The sequence below is a fragment of the Pantoea anthophila genome (genome assembly GCF_026104315.1).
Taxonomy (GTDB): Bacteria; Pseudomonadota; Gammaproteobacteria; order Enterobacterales; family Enterobacteriaceae; genus Pantoea; species Pantoea anthophila.
In genome coordinates this window covers 1,840,821-1,856,480 of the sequence record NZ_CP110473.1, presented here as the reverse complement: position 1 = coordinate 1,856,480, position 15,660 = coordinate 1,840,821, and the positions used below count along the sequence as shown (strand labels likewise).

Genomic DNA, 15,660 nt, shown 5'->3' with positions numbered 1-15,660 from the left:
ATGCTGTCAGGCAGCACCAGGCCGATGCTTAACGCGCACTGAATAGATAAAGCGGACCGGCGTACAGTCATCCGGCAATCGTCTTAAAAGGGGTGGACGCAGGTTTCGGCTGTTGAAAAGCCAGAAAAAAACAGAACAGAGAACGTGCCACCCTGCGTAAAGCGGGTAAAAAAAGGACGCCGAAGCGTCCTGATGATTATTTCTGACCGTACCAGGCATTTTCGCCGTGCTTTCGCAGGTAGTGAAGGTCAAGCAGCGGTTGCTGGATGGGCGGCAGGTTTGCCGTCAGCTGCTGGCTGAATAAGCCCATGTAGGCCACCTCCTCCAGCACGACGGCGCTGTGGACAGCCGCGTGGGCATCCTTCCCCCAGGCAAACGGGCCATGCGAGTTGACCAGCACCGCCGGAATCGCGGAGGGAGACAGGCCACGCTGCGCAAAGGTTTCGATAATCACCTCTCCGGTGTTCCACTCATAATCGTGCTGAATCTCTTCGCTGCGCATGGAGCGGGTACAGGGGATCTCTCCGTAGAAATCATCGGCATGGGTGGTTCCCCAGGCGGGAATCGGTCGTCCTGCCTGCGCCCAGATCGTCGCATGCCGTGAATGGGTATGGACGATGCCCCCCACCTCCGGCCAGGCGAGATAGAGCGCCCGGTGCGTCGCGGTGTCCGATGAGGGACGCTTGTCTCCCTCCACCACCTCACCTGTCGTGAGATCGACCACGACCATGTCGTCGCGCTTCATGACCTCGTAGCGCACGCCAGAGGGTTTAATCACCAGCAGGCCCTGTTCGCGGTCGATTGCGCTGACATTGCCCCAGGTGAAGGTCACCAGGTTATATTTGGGTAGATCCAGATTCGCTTCCAGAACCTGTTGTTTAAGGTGTTCCAGCATGCCTCTTCTCCTGCTGACAATCGTCCCTGAATTTTGCGGAGTTGGCCGACAAAGGGTTATGGAGCGATTAGCTATAAACGCAGAAGGAATGGCTATGAATGCAAAAATGTGCCGTGATTTAAGAATTTTCTATCTTCGGAATTTCCGCAGAACGATTAAAATTCTCTCCGGCAATGCATGGACCTGTTGGGACAGCATGGCTACTCATCCGCTACAAACGGTTTGTCCATGGTGATCACATTTCGATGCCGTCACGGACGCGGCAATGATGCGGCACAAGCGGGCTGAGTCAATATCGGAGCTATACTAAGAGTGTTGCCTCTGTGAGCACATCAAAGGAGAAGTGTATGACAACAACAATGAAACGAATCACTGCCGTTGTACTGGCGACCACCTTAGCCGTCGCACTGAGCGGCTGCTCTAACTGGTCCAAACGTGACCGTAACACCGCGATTGGCGCGGGTGCGGGCGCAATTGGGGGTTCAGTTCTGACCAATGGTAGCGCACTCGGAACAGTCGGCGGCGCCGCTGTGGGTGGTATTATCGGTCATCAGGTCCACTAAGGACCTTATTAAAACTATAATCGGCTACGCTAAGCATCTGCGTTACAATCGGGCTACGTCTGTAGCCCGATTTTTTTATCAGCCGCCCGCCAGTTTCACCTTCATGCCTTTGGCTTCCAGCAGACTTTTCAGCAGATCGCGTTTATCGCCCTGAATCTCGATCACGCCCTCTTTAACGGATCCGCCACAGCCGCACTTCTTTTTCAGCTCCGCCGCCAGCAGTGTCAGTGCCGCATCATCCAGGTCAATCCCGCTAATCAGGCAGACCCCTTTGCCTTTACGGCCGCTGGTCTGACGCTGGATGCGCACAATGCCATCCCCTTTGGGGCGTTCCGCTTTCGGCTGCGGCTGAGCAATTCGGCCGCTGTCGGTTGAGTAAACCAGTGGATTATCATTGGCCATTAGCGTATCTCCAGAGAGTGCAGAATTGCCTGCAGTGCGGCAGCCGGATCGGTCGCCTGGGTAATCGGACGACCAATAACCATATAGTCCACGCCTGCCTGCTTCGCCTGCTGAGGCGTCATGATGCGACGCTGATCGCCTGCCTCACTGCCTGCCGGACGAATCCCCGGCGTGACCAGCGCGAAGTCGTTGCCCATCACTTCTTTAAAGCGAACGGCTTCCTGCGCGGAGCAGACGACGCCATCCAGCCCGCAGGCGTGAGTCAGTTTCGCCAGTCGCTCCGCCTGCTCAGCCGGCGAGAGCGTGATGCCCAGCCCGTTCAGATCATCGGCATCCATGCTGGTCAGTACGGTGACCGCAATCAGCAAGGGGGCATCGTTGCCATAAGGAACCAGCGCTTCACGCGCCGCATTCATCATCCGCGCCCCACCGCTGGCGTGGACGTTGACCATCCAGACACCGAGATCGGCCGCAGCCGCCACAGCATGCGCGGTAGTGTTAGGAATATCGTGAAATTTCAGGTCGAGGAAGATCTCAAAGCCGCGCTGCTGCAGGGTTCTGACCAGCGACGGGCCAAACAGCGTAAACATCTCTTTGCCCACCTTCAGGCGGCAACTGCGGGGGTCGATCTGGTCGACAAAACGCAATGCGCTGTCGAGATCATGATAATCCAGCGCTACCAGAATCGGCGAGGCGGTCACGTGGTGGGGTGAAGGCATGGCATTTCCTCTGCAGTAGGCACCCGCAGGCGCAATAGACAAACGGCAAGCATTCTACCTGCGGCTCCGGAGCATCACAATCGCCGTGCCCCTCTGCTCGGCAATAAATGCACGGCTGCCTGTCCCCGGCGTCAGTTCACCCCTATAGTATGTTGTAACTACAACGCACTGATAAACACCGGACAGCGTCGGCCGGATTACTGGCCGTCGAGTCCCCGGATAGGCTTAACGGAAGACCAGGTGCGGCAGGATGGGCAGTGCCAGTAAAGCGCATGAGCGGTAAAACCACACTTCTGGCAGCGATAGCGCGGCTTGGTGCGAATCTGTTCACCCACCATGTCACGCAACACCATAAGGCTCTCTTTGGCCCGGCCATCTTCGGCTTCAAGCAGGTTGAGATCCATCAGACGATGGAACACCCGCATGGTGGGATGACGCTGCAACTGACGACTGATGTAGTTCTGGGCCGCCTCTAAACCCTGCTGCTGCTCAACAATATCAGAGAGATAGAGTTCCGCTGCCGCACCGGTGTTCTCATCGACGCAGCGCTGCAGAAACGCCGCCCAGGCCTCAGGCTGGTTGAGTCGCTGGTAGCAGGTTTCCAGCATCGCCAGTGTTTCACTGACCAGCTCTTTATCCTGATCCAGCACCCGCTGCAGATGCCCCACCGCACGGGCGAAATCCTCTTTTTCCATCAGGATACGGCCCATCATGATGGAGATGCGGGCGCTGTTGCGATCGGCCGCCTCCCCTTTCTTCAGCAGGCTTATGGCACGATCCAGGTCGTCGCTGCTCATCGCCTGCAACGCCAGTTCACAGTAGAAGTGAGCGATTTCGCCTTTCTGTTTCTCTTTGCCGAGCTTAACCAGCCGCTCTGCCACTTCAATCGCCTGCTGCCAGTCGCTGGTGGCCTGATGGATTAACAGCAGCTGCTGCAACGCCCCCACCCGAAAGTCGGTTTCATCGGTGAGCTGTTTAAACATATCTTCGGCGCGGTCATACAGGCCCGCCGCCATGTAGTCCCGGCCCAGTTGCTGCACGGCAAGCAGGCGCTGCTCGTAGCTCAGAGAGGCACTTTCCATTAAAGCCTGATGGATTCGGATGGCGCGGTCTACTTCGCCACGCGACCGGAACAGATTGCCCAGTGTGAGGTGTGCTTCTACGGTGCCGCTGTCCTCTTTCAGCATATCCAGAAAGAGGTCGACCGCTTTGTCCTGCTGGTTAGAAAGCAGGAAGTTTACGCCAGCAACATATTCACGCGAGAGTCTGTTGGCTTCCTGTTGCTTATCCTGATGCGCGCTGCGGCGGCCCATATACCAGCCATACGCAGCCGCAACCGGCAGTAACAGAAACAGCAATTCATGCATCGGGGATTATTCCCGGCCGGCCGGAGAGGATGGCGTGGTCGCCAGCGCGGTGCTCTGTTCAATCTGCGTCTGCATACGCCTGATTTTACGGTTGGCATTCGCCAGTGCGACGCGGGTGCGTAACCAGAACAGGCCGCAGATGACCCAGCCGAGGACAAACCCTGCGCCAAACAGTGATGCCAGTAAGGTCGAGATGCTGAACTCACCCTGCGCCAGCAGATAGTTAAAAGTAATGACCTGGTCGTTATGCGCGCCTAAGGTGACGGAAACAATGAAAATGACCAGTACCACTAAAAAAATCAGCAAATATTTCACAGTGCGTCCTGTTGTGAGGTTGTCAGGTAGAATTATGCCAAAACTACAGCAAAAATGCTGCTCCCAGCAGCATTGGCCGAGTCGCTTTTGCGCAAGACCGATCAATAATATGGGGTCTTCGCGGGGAATTACAATCAGGGCTCCCGCTGTGCCACCTCTTTTTGCTCTTCAGGTGGCAGCGTGAGCGGGCCGCAGACGCGCTGGGCCAGCCAGGTCGCCAGGGTCACCAGTATCCAGGAGATCACGGTGGCCATCGCCAGATCGCGAGGCCAGTGCATGCCGAGTAGCATCCGGCTCGCCATGACGCCCGTGGCCCAGAGAAAGATCACCACCACGGTTTTATAGTGACGGCGCGGCCAGAGCAGGCCGAGAGCCAGCAGCGCCCAGCTGGCCGCAAACATCGTATGGCCTGACGGAAAGGCAAAACCGGTTTCAAAAGCCCAGTGCCGTTTCAGCCAGCCGGGTATCTGCGTCTCATCGGCGATCAGCGACGTTACCATCTCACTACGCTGTTTGCGCTTCAGTTCATAAAAGGTTTTTTCATCCAGTCCGTGATGCTGTTCCAGCCAGATGACATAGGGACGCGGCTCCTGGATCTGCTCTTTGATGAAAGATTTGGTGTACTGCCCCGCCAGAATAGTGGCATTCATGATCAGCAGCAGCAGGATCGCCGGCTTCAGGCGAAAGCGCAGGCACCAGAGCATCCAGGCGCTCAGCAGCACGCTGGTGACAACGCCCCACGGGCTGGTGACCGTTTCGGTCATCCAGAACAGCGTTTTCAGCAGGGCGTTGCTTTCGCCGGGTTGCCAGCGCCAGCCGCTAAGCCAGACGGTAACGGGCATGATCAGCAGCAGCAGCATTCCCAGGGTGGTACGGCGCGAAATCTTAAACATCTCTTCCCTTATCCCGGTGTCAGGTCACAAAGCATGCATAACTTTAGCTTAAAAAAGAATAACATACCTGTTGCAGATTGGATAATTGTGCTTTATCAATGCAATTGGTATGAGAGATTACCAGCCCGACTCAGGGTTGTGGCACAATATTGCACGTTTGTCAGGCCACACTGGCCTGTGCACTATCATGATGATAGTGCATCCTCTGAAGGTTCTGGAGAGTCACATGCAGCTTAAACGGGTGGCAGAAGCCAAACTGCCCACGCCATGGGGAGATTTCCTGATGGTTGGTTTTGAAGAACTGGCAACCGGACATGACCATGTTGCCCTGGTCTTTGGCGATATTAACGATAATGAGCCGGTACTGGCGCGCGTTCACTCCGAATGCCTGACCGGCGACGCACTCTTCAGCCTGCGTTGCGACTGTGGTTTTCAGCTGGAAGCCGCCCTTAACGCCATCGCAGAAGAGGGTCGCGGCGTCCTGCTCTATCATCGTCAGGAAGGCCGTAATATCGGTCTGCTTAATAAGATTCGCGCCTATGCGCTGCAGGATAAAGGTTACGATACTGTCGAGGCGAACCATCAGCTTGGCTTTGCCGCTGATGAGCGCGACTTTACCCTGTGTGCCGACATGTTCAAACTGCTGGGCGTGAATGAAGTGCGCCTGCTGACCAACAACCCACGCAAAGTGGAGATCCTCAGTGAAGCCGGGATCAATATCGTAGAGCGTGTGCCGCTGGTTGTCGGCCGTAACCCGAAGAATGCGCACTATCTCGACACTAAAGCCGAGAAGATGGGACATCTGCTGCCGAAGTCGTAAGGACTGAGTGCGCTGACGAAGCCACATCCGGGCGAGCCTGACCGCCATGGCTAACGTAAAGCGCAGGGAAGACGGTCAGAAGAGGAAAGCGTCCCGCGCCAGGGACGGCGCGGGCCGAGCGGCCATGGATGGCTTAAGCGACTTTCCGATCTGACCGTCTTCCCTGTGCAGCTCCGGTCTTACAGCAGACTGGAAATTGCTCTTTAGCAAATAAAAGCCGGGTTTCCCCGGCTTTTTTGTCACTCAGTTCAGCATGTTGCGGATCACATAGTGCAGGATACCGTCGTTGCGGTAATAGGTCAGCTCATTACCGGTGTCGATGCGACAGCGGGTATCCAGCTCTTCCTTGCTGCCATCGGCGCGGGTCAGTGTCACTTTAACGCTGCAGCCTGGCGTCAGGGCCTGCAGATTTTCCACGTCGATGCGCTCTTCGCCCGTCAGTCCCAGGCTTTTGCGGGTCACGCCCTGCGGGAATTCCAGTGGCAGGATTCCCATACCAATCAGGTTTGAACGGTGAATACGTTCAAACGATTCAGCAATGACGACCCTTACCCCCTGCAGACGCGGCCCTTTTGCCGCCCAGTCGCGGCTTGAGCCCGAGCCATACTCTTTACCGGCGATCACGGCCAGCGGGACACCGTCCGCCTGATACTTCATCGCCGCATCATAGATGGCCAGCTGTTCGCCACTCGGATAGTGTCGGGTATAACCGCCCTCCACACCCGGCACCATCTCGTTGCGGATACGGATATTGGCAAAGGTACCGCGCATCATTACCTCATGATTACCGCGCCGCGAACCATAGGAGTTAAAGTCGGTGCGCTCCACGCCGTGAGAGAGCAGATAGCGTCCGGCCGGACTCTCCGCTTTGATGCTGCCCGCTGGCGAGATATGGTCAGTAGTGACGGAATCACCCAGCACGGCAAGGATCCGCGCGCCGCGGATATCCTGCACCGGCTTCGGCTCTTTCTCCATATCATCAAAGAAAGGCGACAGCCGGATATAGGTTGACCCTTCGTCCCAGTCGTAAGTCGCCGCCTCGCTGACTTTGATCTGTTGCCACTCCGGCGTACCGTCGAAGACTTCAGCGTACTCTTTATGGAACATATCGCTGGTGACCTGCTGCACCGCCGTGGCAATTTCTTCCGGGGTCGGCCAGATATCTTTCAGGTAGACCGGCTGGCCCTGCTGATCCTTGCCCAGCGGTTCCGTCTGCAGGTTGATCTTCATATTACCCGCCAGTGCATACGCCACCACCAGCGGCGGTGACGCCAGCCAGTTGGTTTTGATCAGCGGATGAATGCGGCCTTCAAAGTTGCGGTTACCGGAGAGGACAGCCCCGACGGTAAGATCGCCCGCTTTGATAGCGGACTCGATTTCATCTTTCAGCGGCCCGGAGTTACCAATACAGGTGGTGCAGCCATAGCCGACCAGGTTGAAGCCCAGCTTATCCAGCCACGGGGTCAGCTGTGCCACGGCCAGATAGTCTGACACCACTTTAGAACCGGGAGCCAGGGAAGCTTTGACCCACGGCTGACGTTTCAGGCCGCGCTCAACCGCTTTCTTCGCCAGTAAACCGGCCGCCATCAGCACGCTGGGGTTAGAGGTGTTGGTACAGGAGGTGATTGCACTGATTACCACGGCACCGTCTGAGAGGGTATGTGTCAGCCCGGTATCACTGTCGGTATAGGTGACATTTTTATGGGGTTTCTGCGCCTGGTTGACTTCAAGCTCGTTGCTGGCGTCAAACGCGGCAGGCACATCCCCCAGCGACACCCGATCCTGCGGACGTTTGGGTCCGGCGAGGCTGGACTCTACGTCGTTCATATCCAGCGCCAGAGAACTGGTAAAGCGCGGCTCATCCCCGGCATGACGCCACAGGCCCTGCGCTTTGGCATAGGCCTCCACCAGCGCGACCTGCTCAGCATCACGCCCCGTCAGCGTCATATAGCTCAGGGTGACATCATCCACCGGGAAGAATCCGCAGGTTGCACCATATTCGGGTGCCATATTGGCAATGGTGGCGCGGTCAGCCAGGGGCAGATCGGCCAGGCCATCGCCATAGAACTCAACAAATTTGCCGACCACACCGTGCTTGCGTAGCATCTGGGTCACGGTCAGAACCAGGTCGGTTGCCGTGATGCCGGCACGCAGTTTGCCGGTCAGCTTAAAGCCAACCACATCCGGGATCAGCATAGAAACCGGCTGACCGAGCATGGCCGCTTCAGCTTCTATCCCCCCCACGCCCCATCCCAGCACGCCCAGCGCGTTGATCATGGTGGTGTGGGAGTCTGTACCGACCAGCGTATCGGGCCAGGCATACTCTTCACCGTTCAGGGTTTCATGCCAGATTGCCTTGCCGAGATACTCCAGGTTCACCTGGTGACAGATACCGGTGCCCGGCGGCACGACGCGGAATTTATCGAACGCTTTTTGCCCCCAGCGGAGAAAGACGTAGCGTTCATGGTTGCGCTCCATCTCCAGCCGGACGTTCTCTTCAAACGCATCATCATCGCCAAAATGGTCAACGGTCACGGAGTGGTCAATCACCAGATCGACCGGCGACAAGGGGTTCACCTTCGCGACGTCGCCGCCCAGCCGGTTCACCGCTTCGCGCATGGCGGCCAGGTCAACGACGGCCGGCACGCCGGTAAAATCCTGCATCAGAACACGGGCTGGCCGGTAGGCAATTTCGCGATCGGCATGCGCCTCTTTTTGCCAGTCAACCAGCGCCTGGATATCCTCCTCGGTGACGGAGTCGCCATCCTGCCAGCGCAGCAGGTTTTCCAGCAGAACTTTGAGCGATTTCGGCAGGTTATCGATATTGCCGAGGTGTTGAGCAGCGCGGGGAAGACTGAAGATATGATGTTTTTTGCTGTCGACCTGCAGTATTTCCTGACTCTGCTCGCGTAGGGTAGACGACATAGCTCCTCCTTTCATTCATGGTCTTTAAACCTTAGAGAGACAAAGGTTTATGTTAAAGATAGTCCACAAATTCGTTAACGTTTTGATTACAACACAAATTGCTACAATCGCCCATAAACGAAAATGCCCCGTGAAAATCACGAGGCATCATAGAAAGGGGGGTAATTCAGATTAAAGCGTTATCCACACCGCCGCAGACCAGAACGCAAAGGAGAACGCATACGCGCTAAGCCAGGACATTTTAATCATATTCATTTGGTTCACTCCTTCGCCGGAATCGGGCGTAAAAGTTTTTTGCGGTCACCTAACTCTGGCGACACCCTTGGGTCGTGCTGGATGTGGAAAGGGGCATTTAAAAAAGCCCGCCGGAAAGTCCGGTAATAAAAGAGCGGTGACTAAAGAAAGTCAGACAACATTATTTAGTTTCAGGCTGCAGAAACGACTCAATAAAAAGTCGCTGGTTATCACTCAAATCCCATGACTCGGGGATAGACACTTTCTCGTCCTTTGCAAGCGGCTCTTTCGCTTTGCAGCTGACCGGCTTGGTCTGACGCGCCGTCAGAGAACGTTTATGGCTGAGTGTGTTTGCCCACATGGCTTTAGCCCCAGATACGCCAAATCATTAACGCGACAACCACCCAGAACAGCGCAGAGGCAGCGAATACGGTTAACCAGGCTTTGCGACGGGTGTTAACAGTACGCTCAACCTTGGTGCTTTTTACCGGGAAACCCGGTTCTACAGTCAGTCGTGTATTCATAGTTTCTGATAATCACTCTCAACAAAATGATTGATAACAACGATTAAGATTTAGGAGGAATCCTAAACGCGTTAAGGCCAAAAATCCAGTTATTTTTATTGAGTAAAACGATTAACGGTATTAATCAATAGTCTTAAATAACGCCAGAAATCATTAACAGCGGAACCACTCTTTAATTAAATGAAGCACTAATCAATTTGAGTTAATTCCATTTCAGATCCATTTAAAACTAAAGAGCAAACCCCAGAGCCTGATGTTTACTGGCTTCCAACACAGGCTGTTAACTGGAGTATGGGAATAATCCTGGCATGTCGCAAAGTGACATAGTTAAAAATGTGTTGTGATTCGCATTTAAGAAAGCCGAACCGGAAAACATGTGATCAATGTTTCATTTACAAAAAAATCATAAAAACTTTCAGTCTCATCTGGCGCTAAAGGCTGGCAACAAAAAAGGCTGCACCAGGCAGCCTTATGTTGTCGCGCAGGGTGTAAACCCTATTTAAACGGCAGCTTGATATCTTTAAACATCGCTTCAATGTCTTCATTAGAGCGAAGCGCAACGGCGGTATCCACCACGTCACGCGTCAGGTGCGGGGCAAAACGCTGGATGAAATCATACATATAGCTGCGCAGGAAGGTGCTGCGACGGAAGCCTATTTTGGTGGTGCTGTTGGTAAAGATATCCGCGGCTTCAATGCGAATCAGATCGGGATCGGAGACCGGGTCAACCGCCATACTGGCGATCACGCCGACACCCAGCCCCAGACGGACATAGGTTTTGATGACGTCTGCGTCGGTTGCGGTGAAGACGATGCGAGGTGTTAACCCGGCGCGGTTGAAGGCGGTATCCAGTTCTGACCGCCCGGTAAAGCCAAAGGTGTAAGTCACCAGCGGATACTCCGCCAGCTCTTCAATGGTCACCTGCCCTTTTCCGGCCAGCGGGTGATCGGCGGTAACCACAATCGCCCGATTCCAGTGGTAGCACGGCAGCATGATGAGATCGTCATAGAGATGCAGCGCTTCGGTGGCAATGGCAAAATCGGCATTGCCTTTGGAAACGGCTTCGGCAATCTGGGTCGGCGATCCCTGATGCATATGCAGAGAGACGCGTGGATAGCGTTCGATAAAGCCTTTGATCACGCCGGGCAGCGCGTAGCGCGCCTGGGTATGGGTGGTCGCCACATAGAGCGAGCCTTTATCGGGCCAGGTATGCTCACCGGCAACCGATTTAATGGCATCCACTTTGGAGAGCACTTCACGCGCAATACGAATGATCTCTTCCCCGGCTGGCGTGACCTGCGTGAGATGTTTCCCGCTCCGGGCAAAAATCTGCACACCCAGTTCATCTTCCAGCATCCGGACCTGCTTACTGATGCCGGGCTGCGAGGTATAGAGACCTTCCGCCGTCGAAGAGACGTTGAGGTTATGGTTCACCACTTCGACGATATAGCGCAACTGCTGTAATTTCATATCTGTTTTGTCCTGGTAAGTTACAGAGTCGCATCCCCGCTTGACCGACAGTCGCAAGGGTGAAGAAAGGCTATGCATCAGGAAAGGTCGGAAATGCTATAACAACTATATCAGTTTAAGTGTGAGAATAGAACGGATTGATATAAGGCTCAGAAAAAGGCCAGCGAACGCTGGCCTGATAAGATTACTTTTTCGCTTCCTGCCATTTGCCATCAATAAAGAAGGCTGACCAGCCGGTGGCTTTACCCTCTTTTTCTGAGGAGACATACTGCTGTTTAGTCTTGCGGCTGAACCGCACCAGCGTTTTATTCCCTTCCGGATCGGCGACCGGCGCGTCTGCCAGATATTTCAGCTTCTCAGGCAGACGATCTTTGAAGCGCAGCAGCTCTTCCACCAGCGGCGCACGGGTTTCGCGCGATTTCGGGAACGTATTGGCTGCCAGGAAGACGCCCGCCGCCCCGTCGCGCAACACGAAATAGGCATCTGACTTCTCACACGCCAGCTCAGGCAGCGGCACCGGATCTTCTTTCGGTGGCGCCACTTCCCCACTGCGCAGAATTTTGCGGGTGTTTTTGCACTCTTCGTTGGTACACGCCATGTACTTGCCAAAGCGTCCCATCTTCAGATGCATCTCCGAACCACACTTCTCGCACTCCACGACCGGGCCGTCATAACCCTTGATGCGGAACTCGCCTTTCTCGATTTCGTAACCATCACACTCCGGGTTATTACCACAGACGTGCAGTTTGCGTTCATTGTCGATCAGGTAGCTGTCCATCGCTGTGCCGCACTTCTGGCAGCGACGACGGGCACGCAGGGCGTTGGTTTCGGCATCGTCCCCTTCCAGAATGTTCAGAACTTCGTTTTCCGGAATCAGGTTGATGGTCTGCTTGCAGCGCTCTTTCGGGGGCAGCGCATAGCCGGAACAGCCCAGGAAGACACCGGTACTGGCGGTGCGGATCCCCATCGGACGACTACAGGTCGGACAGTCAATCGAGGTCAGCACCATCTGATTGGGCTGCATGCCGCCCTCTTCAGGATCTTTTTCAGCTTTTTCAAGCTGCTCGGTAAAGTCGCTGAAGAAGTGGTCCAGCACCGCTTTCCATTTCGCCTGGTTATTGGCGACCTGGTCCAGGCTGTCCTCCATGCGCGCGGTGAAATCGTAGTTCATCAGCTCGCGGAAGTTCTCTTCCAGACGATCGGTGACGATTTCACCCATTTTTTCCGCATAGAAACGGCGGTTTTCTACCCGGACATAGCCACGGTCCTGAATGGTCGAGGTAATGGCGGCGTAGGTCGACGGACGGCCGATACCGCGCTTCTCCAGCTCACGCACCAGCGAGGCTTCGCTGAAGCGTGCCGGTGGCTTGGTGAAGTGCTGACCCGGCAGCAGCTGTTGCAGGTCGAGGCTATCCCCCACACTGACCGCAGGCAGCGTGCGATCTTCATCGTTCTTACGCAGCGCAGGCATCACTTTAGTCCAGCCGTCGAAGCGCAGAATACGGCCTTTCGCTTTGAGTTTAAACTCACCGGCGGCGGCCGTGATGGTGCTGGAATCATATTTGGCCGGGGTCATCTGGCAGGCGACAAACTGACGCCAGATCAGCTGATAGAGCTTCTGCGCATCCGCTTCCATATCCTTCAGTTTTTCCGCCACGACTTCCACATCGGAAGGACGAATCGCTTCGTGCGCTTCCTGAGAGTTCTCTTTGCTGGCGTAAGTGACGGGGCTGTCTGGCAGATATTTTTTACCGAAGTTGTTTTCGATGTAGCCCCGCGCCATGGCCACCGCATCCTGACTCAGGTTGGTCGAATCGGTACGCATGTAAGTGATGTGACCCGCTTCATAGAGGCGCTGCGCCATCATCATGGTCTTTTTAACGCCAAAGCCCAGACGGGTGCTGGCCGCCTGCTGTAGCGTCGAGGTGATATAGGGCGCACCCGGCTTACTGCTGGTCGGCTTATCTTCACGATCCACAATTTCAAAGCGCGCTTTTTCCAGCAGCGCCACTGCGGCGTAAGTTTCGTCACGGTTGACCGGGCGGAACACCTTGTCGCCTCGGTGTGTCACATCCATCGACAGCTCATCGCCGTTTGGCGTGGTCAGCGCGGCATTAACTTCCCAGTACTCTTCGGGAACAAAGGCTTTAATTTCACGTTCACGTTCCACTACCAGGCGAACGGCCACTGACTGCACACGACCGGCTGAGAGGCCACGGGCGATCTTTTTCCACAGCAGCGGTGACACCATGTAGCCCACCACGCGGTCCATAAAGCGGCGCGCCTGCTGAGCATTGACCCGGTCGATATTGAGTTCGCCCGGCTTTTCAAACGCCTGACGAATCGCATTTTTGGTAATTTCGTTGAACACCACGCGGCTGAAGCGTGAGTCATCGCCTCCGATCACTTCCCGCAGGTGCCAGGCAATGGCTTCCCCTTCGCGGTCAAGGTCGGTTGCGAGATAGATGTGGTCAGCATTGGCGGCCAGCGCCTTCAGTTCTGCCACCACCTTCTCTTTGCCGGGCAGGATCTGATAATCCGCTTCCCAGCCATGATAGGGGTCAACACCCATGCGGCTGACGAGGGCGGCTTTCTCATCTTTTTTAACTTTTTTGACTTTCTTATCTGTCGAGGCGTCAGCACTTTTCTTTGCGGTTGAACCACTGGTCGGCAGATCCCGGATATGACCCACGCTGGATTTCACCACGTAGTCATTGCCCAGATATTTATTGATTGTTTTGGCCTTTGCCGGGGACTCAACAATAACGAGTGCTTTACCCATATTTACCTTTACCTAATGAAAACATCCTGCTTAACGGGAGAGGATTGGATGCCCAAAAACCCATCGGGTTCAATATTGCTGCGCCTGTCTAACATTTCAAGGCGGAGGGGTCAATCTCAGAACAGATGATCCGGCTAAATGCAACTGCATGATAAAGCATGATTTTTCCATCTGAACTCTTCGCACATCCTGGTGCAAAATCCCTGAAATCGGAATCGCCCACACTCTACCTGATAAAATCTGTTACGCAACTTAATTAGCATTCAGCCCGTCGTTACGCCAGGTTTTCATCGGTCAGGGCGGGTTGTCATGCCAGCAGACTCGTCAGTAATATAGAAAGGATTCGAGTGCTGTCAAAAAAGGAGCAAATAAATGCAGACACCGACCCAGGCTATTTCCCGCCAGGCGTTGCTGGAAAAGGCCAACGCCCTGATTAAAGAACATGATGATTATTTAGCGGGCATGCAGGCGGATGACGTCAGTCAGCAGGGTGATGTGCTGGTTTTTCGCGGCCCGTTTTTTCTCGACGATCAGGGATTGCCGACGGCTAAAACCACAGCGGTGTTTAACGTCTTCAAACATCTCGCGGTGGTCCTGTCGCCGCACTATCACCTGGAATAAAAAAACCCGGCACAGGCCGGGTTTCGCATCACAGCAGCGGCTTTTCGCCGCGCTGCCAGAGTTTCAGCAGCAGACGCTCTGCCACCGAGCCCGCGCTTTGAGTAAAGCGATCCATCATTTTACGACGGCGGGCGAAGTGCACCCCCAGCACGTTGAACTGATCCATCTGGCGGATGATTAAATCATCGCTGGTGCCGATCTCATCAATCAGCCCCAGATCCAGCGCCTGGCGGCCATACCAGTGTTCACCGGTCGCGACCTTATCAATATCCAGCGACGGGCGCATCTGATGCACAAACTGCTTGAACAGCAGGTGCGTTTCGTCGAGATCCTGCTGGAATTTCTCCCGCCCTTCTTCGCTGTTCTCGCCAAACAGCGTCAGCGTTCGCTTGTACTGACCGGCCGTGTGCAGCTCGATATCGATGTCATTGCGCTTCAGCAGACGGTTGAAGTTAGGGATCTGGGCCACCACACCGATTGAACCAATAATGGAGAACGGGGCCGCCACAATGCGATCGGCCACACAGGCCATCATATATCCGCCGCTGGCTGCCACTTTGTCCACGGCCGCGGTGATGCGCAGCCCGTGGTCGCGCAGACGCTGCAGCTGTGACGCGGCCAGACCATAGCCATGCACCACACCGCCAGGGCTTTCCAGACGCAGCAGCACTTCATCGCCCGGTTGCTGCACCGCCAGCACGGCTGAAATCTCTTCACGCAGCGACGTGACCTCACTGGCATCCATGCTACCTTTAAAATCAAGCACATAAAGCGTCGGCTTCTCGCCCCCACGCGCGCCCTGCTTCGCCGCCTGCTTTTCCGCTTTGGCTTTCAGCTTTTCGCTCTTTTTATGGTTTTTCAGCCAGACCTTCTGCGCCTGCGGTTTCATTTTTGCCAGCTGCAGATCTTCTTTCATCTGTTGATAGTCATCACCCAGATGGGTCAGGCGCAGCTGACCACTTTGCGAGCGTTTACGCAGTGCCGCATTCATCACAATCATGACAATCGCCGCGACCGCAACCACCAGCGTCACCGCTTTCGCTAAAAAGAGTCCATACGTTGAAATAAAATCCATCAGGTCGCCTTAGTAAAAAAGAATCAAAAACAGTTCGCCAGTTTAGCCGTTTTAC

The 15,660-nt window shown here is 55.1% G+C and carries 14 protein-coding genes; 3 read left to right on the top strand and 11 right to left on the bottom strand.

Annotated elements, in window-relative coordinates:
* Positions 1-196: 196 nt before the first annotated feature.
* Positions 197-895, bottom strand: coding sequence for an L-ribulose-5-phosphate 4-epimerase (gene araD / locus OJ965_RS11160; RefSeq protein ID WP_009089984.1), 699 nt, complete (start codon positions 893-895; stop codon positions 197-199).
* 347 nt (positions 896-1,242) lie between these two features.
* On the opposite strand from araD, the gene osmB reads away from it, so the two are divergent.
* The gene (osmB, locus tag OJ965_RS11155) at positions 1,243-1,458 is read left to right on the top strand and encodes an osmotically-inducible lipoprotein OsmB (RefSeq protein WP_003853848.1); all 216 of its coding nucleotides are present in this window, start codon (positions 1,243-1,245) and stop codon (positions 1,456-1,458) included.
* Positions 1,459-1,536: 78 nt separating this feature from the next.
* On the opposite strand, the gene yciH is transcribed toward osmB, so the two are convergent.
* The 5 genes from yciH to pgpB all read right to left on the bottom strand — a co-directional run bounded on the left by yciH (position 1,537) and on the right by pgpB (position 5,154).
* Positions 1,537-1,860, bottom strand: a complete 324-nt coding sequence (gene yciH, locus OJ965_RS11150; RefSeq protein WP_154928215.1) for a stress response translation initiation inhibitor YciH — start codon at positions 1,858-1,860, stop codon at positions 1,537-1,539.
* Positions 1,860-2,579 (bottom strand): orotidine-5'-phosphate decarboxylase, encoded by a 720-nt coding sequence (gene pyrF / locus OJ965_RS11145; protein WP_186806379.1) that lies wholly within the window; start codon positions 2,577-2,579, stop codon positions 1,860-1,862. Before pyrF ends, yciH begins: the two co-directional genes overlap by 1 nt.
* Before the next feature lie 197 nt (positions 2,580-2,776).
* Entirely contained in the window at positions 2,777-3,946 is a 1,170-nt protein-coding gene (lapB, locus tag OJ965_RS11140) for a lipopolysaccharide assembly protein LapB (protein WP_154928216.1), read from the bottom strand.
* Positions 3,947-3,952: 6 nt separating this feature from the next.
* The gene (locus OJ965_RS11135) at positions 3,953-4,261 is read right to left on the bottom strand and encodes a LapA family protein (RefSeq protein ID WP_046101909.1); all 309 of its coding nucleotides are present in this window, start codon (positions 4,259-4,261) and stop codon (positions 3,953-3,955) included.
* A gap of 134 nt (positions 4,262-4,395) precedes the next feature.
* Entirely contained in the window at positions 4,396-5,154 is a 759-nt protein-coding gene (gene pgpB / locus OJ965_RS11130; RefSeq protein WP_154928217.1) for a phosphatidylglycerophosphatase B, read from the bottom strand.
* Positions 5,155-5,380: 226 nt separating this feature from the next.
* Here pgpB and ribA point away from each other — a divergent pair, with 226 nt between their 5' ends.
* A complete protein-coding gene (gene ribA, locus OJ965_RS11125; protein ID WP_033783243.1) occupies positions 5,381-5,974 on the top strand; it encodes a GTP cyclohydrolase II in 594 nt (197 codons plus the stop codon).
* Positions 5,975-6,217: 243 nt separating this feature from the next.
* On the opposite strand, the gene acnA is transcribed toward ribA, so the two are convergent.
* From acnA to topA, 4 genes are all read right to left on the bottom strand, one after another.
* Positions 6,218-8,899 (bottom strand): aconitate hydratase AcnA, encoded by a 2,682-nt coding sequence (gene acnA / locus OJ965_RS11120; RefSeq protein ID WP_265139217.1) that lies wholly within the window; start codon positions 8,897-8,899, stop codon positions 6,218-6,220.
* Between the two features lie 599 nt (positions 8,900-9,498).
* Positions 9,499-9,657 (bottom strand): YmiA family putative membrane protein, encoded by a 159-nt coding sequence (locus tag OJ965_RS11115; RefSeq protein WP_265139216.1) that lies wholly within the window; start codon positions 9,655-9,657, stop codon positions 9,499-9,501.
* Between the two features lie 495 nt (positions 9,658-10,152).
* A complete protein-coding gene (cysB, locus tag OJ965_RS11110) occupies positions 10,153-11,127 on the bottom strand; it encodes an HTH-type transcriptional regulator CysB (protein ID WP_009089966.1) in 975 nt (324 codons plus the stop codon).
* Between the two features lie 184 nt (positions 11,128-11,311).
* Entirely contained in the window at positions 11,312-13,909 is a 2,598-nt protein-coding gene (gene topA / locus OJ965_RS11105) for a type I DNA topoisomerase (RefSeq protein WP_154928219.1), read from the bottom strand.
* 372 nt (positions 13,910-14,281) lie between these two features.
* On the opposite strand from topA, the gene OJ965_RS11100 reads away from it, so the two are divergent.
* The gene (locus OJ965_RS11100; protein WP_009089962.1) at positions 14,282-14,530 is read left to right on the top strand and encodes a YciN family protein; all 249 of its coding nucleotides are present in this window, start codon (positions 14,282-14,284) and stop codon (positions 14,528-14,530) included.
* Positions 14,531-14,558: 28 nt separating this feature from the next.
* On the opposite strand, the gene sohB is transcribed toward OJ965_RS11100, so the two are convergent.
* Positions 14,559-15,605 (bottom strand): protease SohB, encoded by a 1,047-nt coding sequence (gene sohB, locus OJ965_RS11095; RefSeq protein WP_009089960.1) that lies wholly within the window; start codon positions 15,603-15,605, stop codon positions 14,559-14,561.
* Between the last annotated feature and the right edge of the window lie 55 nt (positions 15,606-15,660).

Excerpts from the sequence above, each read along its gene's own strand:
- cysB (WP_009089966.1), bottom strand. The coding sequence starts at position 11,127 with ATGAAATTACAGCAGTTGCGCTATATCGTCGAAGTGGTGAACCATAAC.
- sohB (WP_009089960.1), bottom strand. The coding sequence starts at position 15,605 with ATGGATTTTATTTCAACGTATGGACTCTTTTTAGCGAAAGCGGTGACG.
- OJ965_RS11100 (WP_009089962.1), top strand. The coding sequence starts at position 14,282 with ATGCAGACACCGACCCAGGCTATTTCCCGCCAGGCGTTGCTGGAAAAG.
- OJ965_RS11115 (WP_265139216.1), bottom strand. The coding sequence starts at position 9,657 with ATGAATACACGACTGACTGTAGAACCGGGTTTCCCGGTAAAAAGCACC.
- yciH (WP_154928215.1), bottom strand. The coding sequence starts at position 1,860 with ATGGCCAATGATAATCCACTGGTTTACTCAACCGACAGCGGCCGAATT.
- osmB (WP_003853848.1), top strand. The coding sequence starts at position 1,243 with ATGACAACAACAATGAAACGAATCACTGCCGTTGTACTGGCGACCACC.
- ribA (WP_033783243.1), top strand. The coding sequence starts at position 5,381 with ATGCAGCTTAAACGGGTGGCAGAAGCCAAACTGCCCACGCCATGGGGA.
- araD (WP_009089984.1), bottom strand. The coding sequence starts at position 895 with ATGCTGGAACACCTTAAACAACAGGTTCTGGAAGCGAATCTGGATCTA.
- pgpB (WP_154928217.1), bottom strand. The coding sequence starts at position 5,154 with ATGTTTAAGATTTCGCGCCGTACCACCCTGGGAATGCTGCTGCTGCTG.
- pyrF (WP_186806379.1), bottom strand. The coding sequence starts at position 2,579 with ATGCCTTCACCCCACCACGTGACCGCCTCGCCGATTCTGGTAGCGCTG.
- acnA (WP_265139217.1), bottom strand. The coding sequence starts at position 8,899 with ATGTCGTCTACCCTACGCGAGCAGAGTCAGGAAATACTGCAGGTCGAC.
- lapB (WP_154928216.1), bottom strand. The coding sequence starts at position 3,946 with ATGCATGAATTGCTGTTTCTGTTACTGCCGGTTGCGGCTGCGTATGGC.
- topA (WP_154928219.1), bottom strand. The coding sequence starts at position 13,909 with ATGGGTAAAGCACTCGTTATTGTTGAGTCCCCGGCAAAGGCCAAAACA.